The organism is Cupriavidus sp. PB-02 (assembly GCF_058252315.1).
This window is the reverse complement of record NZ_JBXPSX010000003.1, coordinates 1,268,748-1,281,655: the sequence shown is the minus strand read 5'-3', so window position 1 is coordinate 1,281,655 and position 12,908 is coordinate 1,268,748. Positions and strand designations below refer to the sequence as shown.

11 protein-coding genes are annotated in these 12,908 nt (G+C 60.4%); 7 read left to right on the top strand and 4 right to left on the bottom strand.

Annotated features, from left to right (window positions below):
• Positions 1 to 58: 58 nt before the first annotated feature.
• On the bottom strand, positions 59 to 1,651 hold the full coding sequence (locus tag AC10V3_RS40555; RefSeq protein WP_022539941.1) for a SagB/ThcOx family dehydrogenase: 1,593 nt from the start codon (positions 1,649 to 1,651) through the stop codon (positions 59 to 61).
• 193 nt (positions 1,652 to 1,844) lie between these two features.
• Positions 1,845 to 2,084, bottom strand: a complete 240-nt coding sequence (locus AC10V3_RS40550) for a hypothetical protein (protein WP_490924401.1) — start codon at positions 2,082 to 2,084, stop codon at positions 1,845 to 1,847.
• Positions 2,085 to 2,496: 412 nt separating this feature from the next.
• Between AC10V3_RS40550 and AC10V3_RS40545 the strand changes: the two genes are divergently transcribed.
• The 5 genes from AC10V3_RS40545 to AC10V3_RS40525 all read left to right on the top strand — a co-directional run bounded on the left by AC10V3_RS40545 (position 2,497) and on the right by AC10V3_RS40525 (position 8,113).
• Positions 2,497 to 2,631: a hypothetical protein gene (locus tag AC10V3_RS40545; RefSeq protein ID WP_349608513.1), complete on the top strand. Its 135-nt coding sequence runs from the start codon at positions 2,497 to 2,499 to the stop codon at positions 2,629 to 2,631.
• 67 nt (positions 2,632 to 2,698) lie between these two features.
• Positions 2,699 to 3,004, top strand: a complete 306-nt coding sequence (locus AC10V3_RS40540) for a DUF485 domain-containing protein (RefSeq protein WP_022539943.1) — start codon at positions 2,699 to 2,701, stop codon at positions 3,002 to 3,004.
• Positions 3,004 to 4,668, top strand: coding sequence for a cation acetate symporter (locus AC10V3_RS40535; protein ID WP_022539944.1), 1,665 nt, complete (start codon positions 3,004 to 3,006; stop codon positions 4,666 to 4,668). Before AC10V3_RS40540 ends, AC10V3_RS40535 begins: the two co-directional genes overlap by 1 nt.
• Positions 4,669 to 4,817: 149 nt before the next feature.
• Entirely contained in the window at positions 4,818 to 6,980 is a 2,163-nt protein-coding gene (locus AC10V3_RS40530) for a 3'-5' exonuclease (RefSeq protein ID WP_022539945.1), read from the top strand.
• Positions 6,981 to 6,994: 14 nt separating this feature from the next.
• On the top strand, positions 6,995 to 8,113 hold the full coding sequence (locus AC10V3_RS40525; protein ID WP_022539946.1) for a DUF294 nucleotidyltransferase-like domain-containing protein: 1,119 nt from the start codon (positions 6,995 to 6,997) through the stop codon (positions 8,111 to 8,113).
• Between the two features lie 116 nt (positions 8,114 to 8,229).
• Here the strand turns inward: AC10V3_RS40525 and AC10V3_RS40520 are convergent, their stop codons facing one another.
• Positions 8,230 to 9,141 (bottom strand): LysR family transcriptional regulator, encoded by a 912-nt coding sequence (locus AC10V3_RS40520; RefSeq protein WP_022539947.1) that lies wholly within the window; start codon positions 9,139 to 9,141, stop codon positions 8,230 to 8,232.
• A gap of 111 nt (positions 9,142 to 9,252) precedes the next feature.
• On the opposite strand from AC10V3_RS40520, the gene AC10V3_RS40515 reads away from it, so the two are divergent.
• On the top strand, positions 9,253 to 10,419 hold the full coding sequence (locus tag AC10V3_RS40515) for a mandelate racemase/muconate lactonizing enzyme family protein (protein ID WP_022539948.1): 1,167 nt from the start codon (positions 9,253 to 9,255) through the stop codon (positions 10,417 to 10,419).
• Positions 10,420 to 10,455: 36 nt separating this feature from the next.
• Positions 10,456 to 11,448 (top strand): tripartite tricarboxylate transporter substrate-binding protein, encoded by a 993-nt coding sequence (locus AC10V3_RS40510; RefSeq protein ID WP_490924400.1) that lies wholly within the window; start codon positions 10,456 to 10,458, stop codon positions 11,446 to 11,448.
• A 311-nt stretch (positions 11,449 to 11,759) separates the two neighbouring features.
• Here AC10V3_RS40510 and AC10V3_RS40505 read toward each other — a convergent pair whose 3' ends face one another.
• Complete coding sequence (locus AC10V3_RS40505) at positions 11,760 to 12,674, bottom strand: sterol desaturase family protein (RefSeq protein WP_022539950.1); 915 nt, start codon at positions 12,672 to 12,674, stop codon at positions 11,760 to 11,762.
• Positions 12,675 to 12,908 lie beyond the last annotated feature (234 nt).

Here is a 12,908-nt window from a genome sequence, read left to right as displayed (position 1 = left end):
CGAAGTGTGCAGCCGGTCAGCCGGCAGACCCCGTTATAGAAAATCCGTCCCGGGTGCATTACTCCTGATCCGGTTCCAATACCGACAGGCGCTGATCAACCATGGCGCCGCCGACGGTAAAGTGATACAGGCTTTGCCAAGCGTGGTCCTGGATTCCGAGCATGGCGTGCATTTCATCATCGAAAAAGCAGCCAATCCCCGTGGCGCGCACTCCGGTAGCTTCGGCTTCAAGATAGAGCGCTTGGCCGAGCATGCCGCATTCCCAGAAAAGATGGCGATAACGCCATGGTTGCTTCAGGGCGATTTCAAAGTTCGCGAGCATCCCCAGCGCAAAGCAGGAATCGGCGGCAATATCTTGGTGACAGCAGATCAACTTTGCCACCGCGCGCAAATCGTAAGGCAGCAGAAAATAGAGTGGCAGAAGGTCCGGTCCAGTCCGTTGCCACAGCCATTCCGGGCGCATAGCCTGCTTGAGGCTCGGAAGCGCCCCGGGATTCCTCACCAGCACATACAGGCCCGGCTCCAGATCGTCCACGCGGTGCACCAATAGCGCCGGATGCACCGCGACAGGAGACACCAGCGCATTCCACGGTGGCGTGTCGCGACGTACCAACAGGCACGCCAGCATGGTAAAAAAAGCCGAGGTGGTGATGCGCGTTGTACCATCGAAACTCGTAGCGCTGCGGCGCTGCCGAGCGATCCGAGCAAAGCTCAGATCGAGGGCGGGCGTGGCAGACCACAGGGTCGGCTCCGGACTTAGCGAGGTCGGTTCGCAAGTACGAGACTTGTGCGTGGCGCGATGGATCGAATCGATATCCGGCCACCTCTCATGTCCCGCGCTTAGCTGATTCGCGCATCCGTACCAGTGTGCCTTATCCAAAGCAGGCCATAGGCGCTCCAGGTCAGGCTGTGCTTCAGGATTGCCGATCCAAAGCAGAACATCCGGCACCTCTGGTTCGGCTGCTCCGAAATCCTCGCTGCGATCCAATCCAAGCAATGCGGCCAACGCATCGTCCGCAGCCGCCTCCACCAGCCGCGTCTGCCAGCCGAGAGCCGCTGCCGCGTAACTTACTGCGGCGATAGCATGCCCGCAGTCATGCTGGCAGTAGCGCCAGGCGCGCATTCCGTATTTCCAAGCCTCGCGCCAGTGGATCGAGCTGATGCCGACCAAGATACCACGGTCCGAAAACGCCTCGGTCCATCGCGGATCATCCACTGCAGCGCGATGCTCAAGCACGTGGTCGCGGCTCAGGTAATGGTAGATCCCGCCGGACAAGCCAGGCAGCGCTGGACACAGAAGATAGCCCTCGGTCGGATGCAGATTCCCACTCGAAGGGTTGCAGCGCAGTGCCCACCGCTGAGCGCCATAGGATTTCCACGCTGACAGGCCGAGGGAGAGTTCGAACAGGATTGCCAGGGTACGAAGGCTGAATCTCTGCGCGGGCGGAAGAGTGCCGGAGCGCAGCGCGTTGTAGCGTGCGGCCAGGGTGTCCCCGGCCAGCGGCAGAGCAATCCGCGGTGTGCCGTGAAACACCCGGAACGGGTCTGGCTGGGTTGCCCAGTCGAGTCCTCGGGGGCCAGGGGCATAGCTATTAACACGGTGCTTGCTGCGTTCGTGATAGTCAAGCAACGCCTGCGAGAATCGATCCATGTTCCTTCAGCCCAAGAATACCGGCCGCGCCCCGCTAGGACGCCAGATGGCTCGCGTTGCCGCGCGGTCGGCATCAAGTTGGACAGGGCGCGCTGAGGTCGGTTGCTCTAACCGTCGCCGCTCCTGTCTGGGGCCCGGCTCTGGCCGTGTCTCCGCAAAGCCCGAAAGAATTTCCCAGGGTTCAAATCGCACTTTAGATGGGTTTGACGGTGTTCTGGGCTGATGACGTAAGATTGCGCAGCTTTCCGGCCTGTGCCGCAAATTGCCTGGCCCCGTCTTCTGCGCCGAAGGTCTTACCGCGCAATGCTGGGCGAGTGGTGATGATGGTCTTCCGACGGCCGGCAGATTGGGTCAATATCGCATCGGTGCCTATACGGTTCCTATACCGGCCCGGTTGTGCGTATTCGGCTTTCGGGATGCGCAGCTTGAGCACGGCCGAAACTGCCCCTCAAGACAGATGCCTAGCTTCGGCGAGTGTCCGTTATCGGGTAATCCGCGCAAGATCTACGGTCAGCCAAGCGCAGACCTTCGCAAAGCTGCCTGCGCGGCATTCGGTGCTGGCAAGTTCCGGGCCGAGCGTGCGTCGAACTTCGATTCGCTTGGGTGGCTTCCCTTTAGCTTGATGTGTCAAGTCGCGACGGGAAATCCTGTCTACACTTCCTTAGGGGAGGACACAGCCAGCCCCCAGAAGATCCACGCTATTCCGCCGTACGCGTCGAACATGCCACACCAGGTGCGCCGAGATGACTTCCACGGTACCCCACGGCGAGACGTAAAAGGCAATTCAGGCCGACCCCGGCCTTTCCTCTAGCGACGAGCGCGGCCGATTTTCATGCGAGGACACCATGTCTACCATCGAACCCGGAGATGCCGACGCCGCGGCACTTGAGATTCCTCCGGTCAGCCATGCAACCATCGACGGCATGGATGCCTACCCTAGGCTGGTGACGGAGGCTTCGCAGTTCGCCAAGCCGGTCTGACCGCGGCATTGCTGGCGTATTGCACAACCTCTGCGCATTCTCTTTACAAAAAGACCGGAGATACAACATGGAAGAAGATCTCGCACAACGGATAATCGCGAATCCCAATTATCAGCGGCTGGTCTCGACACGTTCCACGTACGGATGGGTGCTGGCCGGCATGATGATGGTTGTGTACTACGGCTATATCCTGCTGGTTGCATTCGGAAAGTCCCTGCTTTCCGCCAGGATTGGCGATGGCGTGATGACGTGGGGCATCCCGATTGGTCTCTTCGTGATCGTTTTTACCGTGGCCATCACGGGCATTTATGTCTGGCGCGCAAACCGCGAGTTCGATGATCGGACGGCGCAGATTCGCAAAGAGGTGCTGTAATGAAAAGACACCACCACATCCTATGCGCACTGACGCTGTTTTCTGCCGCCGCTGCCGTCCTCGCAGCAGGGGGGGATCTCGGTGAATTGCAGAGGCAACCGACCAACTGGACTGCGATTGCGATGTTCGCTGTCTTTGTCGTGTTCACTCTGTTCATCACCAAATGGGCGGCCAGCAAGACAAAGTCCGCAGCGGATTTTTATACGGCCGGTGGCGGCATCACCGGCTTCCAGAACGGTCTGGCGATTGCTGGCGACTACATGTCCGCGGCCTCCTTTCTTGGCATCTCGGCTGCGGTCTACTCCAATGGCTACGACGGCCTGATCTATTCGATTGGCTTCCTGGTCGGCTGGCCTGTCATCACCTTCCTGATGGCGGAGCGCCTGCGCAACCTCGGTCGCTTCACCTTCGCCGATGTTGCAGCGTATCGCTTCAAGCAGACGCCCATCCGGGTGTTCGCGGCTTCAGGCACGCTTGTGGTAGTGGCGTTCTACCTCATCGCCCAGATGGTCGGCGCCGGCCAACTGATCAAGCTGCTGTTTGGCCTGGAATACTGGCTCGCCGTAGTGATCGTCGGCACGCTGATGATGATTTATGTGCTGTTTGGGGGCATGACCGCGACCACGTGGGTCCAGATCATCAAGGCATGCCTCCTGCTCGCCGGCGCATCGTTCATGGCCTTCATGGTGCTGGCGCAGTTTCATTTCAATCCTGAAGCGCTGTTTGCCAAAGCGGTCGATGTCCATGCCAAGAAGGACGCCATCATGGGCCCGGGCACGTTTATCAAAGACCCGATCTCTGCCATATCGTTCGGCATGGCTTTGATGTTTGGCACAGCGGGCTTGCCGCATATCCTGATGCGGTTCTTCACCGTGCCGAGTGCCAAGGAAGCACGCAAGTCGGTGTTCTGGGCGACGACGTGGATCGCCTACTTCTACGTCCTGACATTCATCATCGGCTTTGGCGCCATCGTCCTGGTCAGCACCAATCCGGTGTACAAGGATGCACTGGGCGGGTTGCTGGGCGGTAACAACATGGCTGCCATCCATCTTGCAAGCGCCGTTGGCGGCAATGTCTTCCTCGGCTTCATCTCCGCCGTTGCCTTCGCAACGATTCTTGCGGTGGTCGCGGGACTAACCCTGTCCGGCGCCACCGCTGTCTCACATGACCTTTATGCGACCGTTTTCAAGAAGGGCAATGCTAGCAGCGAGAAAGAACTGGGGGTCTCGCGTCTTACGACAGTTGCGCTGGGCATCGTGGCGGTGATCCTGGGGATTGCGTTCGAGAAGCAGAACATCGCCTTCATGGTGTCGCTTGCGTTCGCCGTTGCGGCATCGGCTACCTTCCCCGTGCTGTTCATGGCTGTGCTGTGGAAAGATTGCACCACACGTGGGGCAACCATTGGCGGCTTTATCGGCCTGATTGTTGCTGTCGGCCTGACCATCGTGTCCAAGTCGGTTTGGGTGGATGTATTTGGCTACAAGGATGCGATCTTTCCCTATACCTCGCCCGCTTTGTTCTCGATGACGGCCGGCTTCGCCGGTATCTGGCTGTTTTCGATACTCGACCGGAGCGCGCGCGCCCTTAGCGACCGGGCGGGCTATCCGGCGCAGAAGGTAAGGTCGGAAACCGGTATCGGCGCTGCGGGCGCTTCCGGCCACTGAAGGGCCATGCGTCCGGCAAAGGGACGCGACCTGCATGTGAGCAATGGTCTCGCGCCAGGGCGTTCGTGCTTGTATCACCAGCCGCTTTTCCCCCAGTGATTGGTGGAGAAGTGGCGCGCTTTGCGCATGGGATGTTAGTGAGACTTCGAATGATTCGAGAGGCGATCGCCAGACACCATTTTGGCCTGGCATTGCTGCTGCTCTTCGTAGTGCAACTGCTCATCGTCTGCGGGATCTTTGCCTTTCTTGCGCTCGACATGACCAAGGTGCAGCGCGCATGGTTGGGCGAGATGCTGTGGCAACGCCTCGCGATAGGCGGTGCGCTCGCGGTGCTGCTGCTATTCGCGTTGGCCTTTGGTCTCAGAAAGCTGTTTGACGCCTATGTGACGCCCGTTGCCCGCCTGGCCGAAGACGCAGTGCTGCTTGCGGCCAACCCCGGCCATCGCATAACGGCACAGGGCGGTCGCGACGTGCGCATTCTCGCCGAAAAGCTCAACCTGCTGGCAGCGGCTCATCAATCGCTGCACGAAGAGGTGCAGGAAAAGATTGAGGTGGCAAACCGCGCGCTGGCGCAAGAGAGGAATCGGCTCGCCGCGCTCATGGCTGAGCTTACCCTGAGTGTGCTGGTCTGCAATATCGACGGGCGTATTCTCCTCTACAACGCCAGTGCCAGGCATTTGCTAGAGAGCCGAGATGATGGTGTCTTCCCGCCTGGCGGCGCCGCAATTGGTCTGGGCCGCTCAGTGTTCGGTGTGTTGGAACGCGGGCTAATCCTGCATGCGCTCGAACAAATCCAGTATCAGCTCGGGCAGCATGGAGATGGCATGACGCGACCGGTATCCGGCTTCGTCACCACGCTCGCAGGAGGGCGGATCGTGCGCGCCCACATGTCCCCTGTGTTTGACGGTGGGCATGTCCTGAACGGCTTCGTGCTGACACTGGAAGACATCACGCGCAATGTCGAAGCAGCAAGCCGCCGCGACGCCTTGCTGCTGTCGCTTACCCAGGACGTTCGCGTCGGACTGGAAAAGATCCATACGGCGGTGCAAGCCATGCAGTCATCCCCGGAAACGGACTGCGTGGAACGGGCCCGGCTGACCGGGATCATCCACAGCGAAACGAAGCACCTGAAGATGCACTTCGACCGCGCCGCGGATCGGCATGGTGACAGTATGGACAACCGCCAGGAACTGGAAGAGATCCGCGGGGCCGATCTGATCGCGCTGCTGCTGCGGCGCGTCGGCAGTGCGACGCTCAGCGCCACCGCCAGCCCCTTGATCGACGCAACAGTCTGGCTCAGGGTGGACAGCTATGCACTGGCGCAGTCGCTCGTCTATCTGTCACGGCAGCTTGGCAACGAAGCCGGCGTTACCGAGGTGCAGTTCGCCCTGTCTCGGACCGACCGGCTGGCTCAGCTTGACCTTACCTGGCGCAACGCGCCGTTGGCCGCTGACAACCTGGCAGCATGGGCGAATGCGCCTTTGCAAATCGGCGCGAGTGGCCAGGTATTTACGCTGAATGCGCTGATTGCCCGTCACGGAGGCGAGGCAATATATTGTGTAGACGCGCCTCCGGGTGTGGCGCGCTACCGCTTGATGTTGCCGGTTTCCGAGCCGCGGCCGGCGTTGAGCATCCCGCTCACACAGGACGGCCGGCCGGAATTCTACGATTTCGACCTGTTCCACCAGGCGGGCCAAAGCGCCGAGATCGACCACCGTCCGCTTTCGCAACTTAGTTACACGGTGTTTGATACCGAGACCACCGGACTTGACCCCGCCGGCGGCGACGAGATCATCTCTGTTGGCGCGTTGCGCATCGTCAATGGCCGCTTGCTGCAGCAGGAGAACTTCGACCAGCTGATCCAGCCGCGGGCTCCACTGAGCGCGGACTCGATTGCGATTCATGGCATCACGCGCACCATGCTCGATGGCCAGCCACCGATCGAAGCCGTGCTGCCGCAGTTTCACCGCTTCGCCGCTGACACCGTGCTCGTCGCGCACAACGCCGCCTTCGACATGAAATTCCTGCAATTGCTGGAAGCAAGAACCGGAACGGCCTTCACGCAGCCGATCCTGGACACGCTACTGCTATCACAGGTGATTCACCCCCATAAATCCGACCATACACTGGAGGCGCTCGCCGAGCGCCTTGGCGTTGCGGTAATCGGACGCCATACTGCCCTGGGCGACGCCATCGTCACTGGCGAGGTCTTTCTCAGGATGCTCCCCCTCCTGGCGGAAAAGGGAATCTTTACCCTCAAGGAGGCCCGCGATGCCGAGCAACAGACGGCCTACGCGCGTATCAAATACTGAGGGACGTAGCGCCCATGGATAGCCATTCCACGATCAATCCTGATGCTGCTCCCGATCCACGCAGCCTCGACGGAAGCGTATTCGCGCAAGATATTGACCGTATTCGTCTGGGCTTCGTCAGCGCGACGGACGAGGCGGGCTTGCAGCGGGCAGCCGCTGAGATTCGAGCGCTTATACATCGCCTGGTTGGCGAAGTACCCGCGGAAGCGTGCACCCGCCTGATCTCCAGGCTGAATGATGCGCTGACGCGCCGCATGATCGAACTGACTTGCGCAGACGCGCGGATGCCTGCTGCACGCTGGTGCTGGATAGCGCTCGGCAGCGAAGGCCGCGAGGAACAGACGCTGTCGACCGATCAGGACAATGGCATCATCATGGCTGGCCGCGACGGTGCTGAAGGACTGCGCGAGAGGCTGTTACCGCTGGCACTGCGTATCAACGAAGCGCTCGACGCGTGCGGATTTCCGTTGTGCACGGGGAAGATCATGGCGAGCAATCCGCAATGGTGTCTTGACTTGCATGAATGGCGGGAGCGCTTCGCTAGCTGGATCATTGATGGTGATCCGCAGGCGCTGCTCAACGCAACCATCTTCTTTGACCTGCGCGCGCTTTTCGGTGCTCACGACCTGGCAGCGGCGCTGGCGGACTGGTTAGCGGAGATTGGGGCGGACAGTCCCCGCTTTCTGTTCCAGATGACCGAAAATGCATTGCGGCGTAAGCCGCCGCTCGGTGTGCTGCACGACTTTGTGGTCGAGAAAGGCGGGATGTTTGCTGGCACCATCGATCTCAAACGGGATGCCGCAACGCTATTCGTCGACGCGGCCCGCATCTATGGCTTGGCCTGTGGCGCCCGCACCAGCAACACGGCGGATCGCCTCAGACTGGCCGCTGACGCGGGGCGTCTTCGTCCGACCGATGTGCAAGCTTGGATAGGCGCGTTCTATTTCATCCAGATGTTGCGCCTGAAAAATCAGCAGTCCCATTACGAACAGGGCTCGATCATGCACAATCATGTGGATCCAAATGAACTGGGCGGCGCTGAGCGGCGCGAGTTGCTCAACGCCTTGCGCGAAGCCCGCGCACTGCAAAGACGTCTGGCGCTGGAATACCTTGGCACAAGCCAGGGCATCTGAGCAAGGTCTCTGCTGCGGATCGAAGATGACGCTGAATGTAAGCCGTTGGATGGTAGCACCTGACATGTCGCTGCGGGCCGGTCGTCAAACTCGAAACGGCCGTTCGCTACCGCCCGCTATCCCTTCTCTTCAAGCGATTTCTGAAATTTGTTTACCAAGAAGTCAATGAAAGCGCGCGCGCGCGCTGTCTGATTACGGCGCTGCGAGTAGTAGACAAAGAGGTCAGCCGATGGCAGCTTGAACTGCGGTAAGACGACTCGCAAGCGGCCGCTCTCCAGATACTTTGCCAAGTCCCACTCGGAACGGATCAGGATGCCGTGCCCGTCAAGGGCCCAGCCAAGAACAATATCCCCATCGTTACTGGATAGCGCCCCTGCGACCTTCACGCTTTCGTGACGACCATCATGCTCGAAGCGCCAGATGACGTGGGCTTCGTCGTTCTGTCTGTGAATGATGCATCGATGGTTGGAGAGATCTGGCAGTGACTTAGGCGAGCCGAATTTCTCCAGGTAGACCGGGGACGCGCAGAGGAAGCGACGGTTCGACATGATTCGCCTTGCACTAAGCCGCTTGTCCGGCAGTGTCCCGAATCTGATCGCCAGGTCGACGCCACTGTCCACGAGGTCGACAGGGCGATCCGTGACCTCAAGCTGTACCTCGACTTGCGTATAGCGCTTCGCAAACTCTGAAACGAGAGGCGCAATGGTGGTGCGTCCGAATCCGAGTGTCGCATTGACGCGCAGCAATCCGCGGGGTTCTGCGCCGCTGCTCGCTACAACGCTCTCCATCTCGCGCAGGTCCGCTAGGATTTTTTGGGCATAGCCCAAGTATGTCTCGCCTTCGTTCGTCAGGCTGATGCTCCGTGTGGTGCGGTTGACCAGACGGACACCGAGCCTGCTTTCCATCAAGGCAAGCCGCTTTGTCGCTGCCGGCGGCGTCAGGTCCAGTTCGCGCGCAGCGGCAGCGAGGCTGCCATGCCGGGCAATCAGGACAAAGAACTCCAATTCGGAGGCAATCTCAGTCTTCACTTTTGGCGAATAATGAAATGAATTCGGTTCAATTCTAGTGCATCGTTCCGCGCCTAAGCTACGGATTCCCACGCCCCGCGCATCTGCGTAATGTGAACCAGGAGACGTATTGTGAAAATCGTTGAAATCCGCGAAAAGACCTTCCCGATCAGCTCGCCCATCCGGAATGCATACATCGACTTTAGCAAGATGACCTTGAGCCTGGTCGCGGTAATCACCGACGTGATCCGCGACGACAAGCCCGTGGTCGGATACGGCTTCAACTCGAACGGCCGGTATGGCCAGGGAACGCTGATGCGCGAGCGTTTCATCCCGCGCATTCTGGAGGCCGACCCCGAGTCGCTGGTCGACGCCACCGGTAACAACCTGGATCCGCACAAGATCTGGGACACTATGTTCAAGAACGAAAAGCCGGGCGGCCATGGCGAGCGCTCAGTGGCCATCGGAACCATCGACATGGCGGTCTGGGACGCCGTTGCCAAGATTGAGGGCAAGCCCCTGTTCCAGTTGCTGGCCGACCGCTATGGAAACGGGGAGCCGGACCGTAAGGTGTTTGTCTATGCCGCCGGCGGTTACTACTATCCCGGCCAGGATCACGGCAAGCTCAAGGACGAGATGCGCAGCTACATCGACCGCGGTTACACGGTGGTCAAGAAGAAGATCGGCGGCGCCTCGCTTGATGAGGACCTGCGCCGTATCGACTCGATTCTCAGCGTGCTGCAGGATGGCCAGAAGCTGGCTGTCGACGCCAACGGCCGCTTCGACCTCGACACAGCCATCGAGTATGCCAAGGCACTGTCGCAATACGACCTGTTCTGGTACGAGGAGCCTGGCGATCCGCTCGACTTCGAGCTGCAGGCCACGCTGCGCAACTACTACGACAAGCCGATGGCCACCGGCGAAGACCTTTTTTCGATGCAGGATGCCCGCAATCTGATCCGCTACGGTGGCATGCGTCCCGACCGCGACTATCTGCAGTTCGACTGCGCGCTTAGCTATGGACTGGTCGAATACCTGCACACGCTCGACATGCTCAAGCAGCACGGCTGGTCGGCCAGCCGATGTATCCCACACGGCGGGCACCAGATGTCGCTGAACATCGCCGCAGGTCTGGGACTGGGCGGCAATGAGAGCTATCCCGACCTGTTCCAGCCGTTCGGTGGATTCCCCGATGGCGCCAAGGTCGAGAAAGGCTACCTCACGATGCCGGACCTGCCCGGTATTGGCTTCGAAGGCAAGTCGGACCTCTACAGCGTGATGCAGCAACTGTCGGCTTAAGCCGTCAGCATCCCAAATACACAAACGGAGACAACCATGTGGATCAACCAAGCGGCAGCCCGCGCCGCAACCCTATGCATTGCTAGCGGTCTCTTCGTCATATCGGGCTACGCTCATGCCGATTATCCGGAGAAACCTGTCACCTTGGTTGTCCCGTTCGTGGCCGGAGGCCCGAGCGACAAGATCGCGCGAGACGTCGCCGAATCGCTGCGCAAAACGCTCGGCACGACGGTCGTAGTGGAGAATACTGCTGGTGCCGGCGGTACGATTGGCACGGCACGTGTCGCGCGTGCGAACCCTGATGGCTATACGCTGCTGGTACACCATATCGGCCTGGCGACGGCGCCCGCGCTGTACAAGAAGCTCGGCTACAAGACCTCGGACCTGGAGTTCCTGGGGCTGATTAACGAGGCGCCGTCGACACTGATCGGCAAGACCGACCTACCGCCGAACAATTTGACCGATCTTCGGAAGTTCATTACCGCGAATGGCGGAAAGCTGAACCTGGCAAATGCAGGCGTGGGCTCGGCGTCACACCTCTGCAGCCTGCTCCTGCAGAGCACGCTGAAAAGTAACATGACCTTCGTGCCGTACAAGGGAACGGCGCCCGCGATGTCCGACATCATGGGTGGGCAAGTCGATCTGATGTGCGAGCAGGCCACGAACAGTACGCCGCAGATCGAAGCCAAGAAGGTCAAGGCGTATGGGGTGACGAGCGCCCAACGCTCGATGGTGCCGGCTTTGGCGGGCATTCCGACGCTTGACGAAGTGGGCCTGTCGGGATTCAACTTCACCGTATGGCGTGGATTGTATGCGCCACGGGGCACGCCGCCAGCCGTACTCGAGAAAATCAACAAGGCCCTCCGCGCAGCGTTGAAGGATCCGGCGCTAATCAAACGTGAAGAGGCATTGGGCATCACGGTTGTCGCCGACGACCGGCTCTCACCGGCAGGGCATAAGAAGTTCTTCGACGAAGAAGTTAACAGGTGGACGAAGGTCATCAAGGACGCTGGCATTCAGCCGGAGTGATTGCATAGCGCTCCCCACCGGGCACGGCACGCATGTCTGGTGCCCTCCAGCCTTTCACCAATATCAATGATCGCCAGGCGGCTCCGATGTACTGGAGCTGCCATACTGGCAGCGGTCCGCTTCTGGCCGGGAAGCGGCCATGCTTCCAAGACCTGGACATTTCAGGGGGCGCTCGCCACGCTACCCGAATCGCCATGTGCCGTTCAGCCTCGCTGCTCAGCGCGGTCCACCCAACCTTCTGCTGCCGCGAGTCGGCAAAAATGAAGAACGGGCAGCTCACGCTGCCCGCTTCCCCGCCGCTCTCCTTCCTGTTATCTCGTGCTCACCGCTACCGCATGCTCCGCTGCCTGCTGCTGGCGCAGGGCTTCCGTCGTTTGGCCCTTGCCGTCCGGTGCCCAGCCCGGGGGCATCACCAGGTAGCCGACCGCGTTCAGCAGGCTGCCTGACTTGATCATGTCCTTGCCCAGGCTGACCCAGTGTTCGAACTGGTTGACGAACGGGTTGTGTGTGGTGGTCGGGTGGACCAGGCCGAATCGGCACGGTTCGTCTTCACGCTCTTCCACATAGGTGCCGAACAGGCGGTCGAAGAGGATCAGCACGCCGCCGAAGTTGGCGTCCAGGTAGTCGATGTTCGAGGCATGGTGCACGCGGTGCGCCGACGGGGTGTTGAACACGTATTCCAGCCAGCCCAGCTTGGGGATCCAGGTGGTGTGCAGCCAGAACTGGTACAGCAGGTTCAGGCTCAGCGTGGCCAGCACGACCTCGGGACGAACACCCAGCCAGACTAGCGGCGCGAAGAAGATGGCGGTGCCGGTGATCTTGCCGGTCCAGCCCAGGCGGTAGGCGGTGCCCAGCGTCAGTTCATTAGGCGAGTGGTGCACCGCGTGCGTGGCCCAGAAAAAGCGGATGCGGTGCGAGGCGCGGTGGTACCAGTAGTAGCAGAACTCTTGCCCGATGAAGAGCAGCAGCACGGCCAGCACGCTGTTGATCTCGACCGTGAAGATGCGGTGTTGCCAGGCGAACGCGAAGATCGGCGCGGCCAGCGACAGCGGCAGCAGCGCCATCAGCTTGCGCCCGACCATGTCGATCAGCGACAGTCCCATTTCGTGCCAGGGGTAGGCTTTGCCTTGCTGGCGTGCCTTGCGTGCCAGGCAGAAGGCCTCGACCATTGAAACCGCCACGACGAAGACCGTGGCGAAGAGTGTGATCTTGTGGAGGTTGTGCATGATCGTCCTGTGTGGGGAGAGGGGACGCCTGGCTTTGCGGAGCCCGCGTTGCTGCGTCGGTGAGGCAAATGTAGTGGTCGATCGCGGCCGGCGCCATGTGGGAAATATGTCGCTGCATGTCATGACTCGCGGAGCCTCGCCGGGCGATGAATTGCCGTCGATGCCGTCGCATTCGGACATCTTCCTGGCCGGCAAGTCAGCGCGCCGTCGTGTAACACCGCGACATGTTTTCCA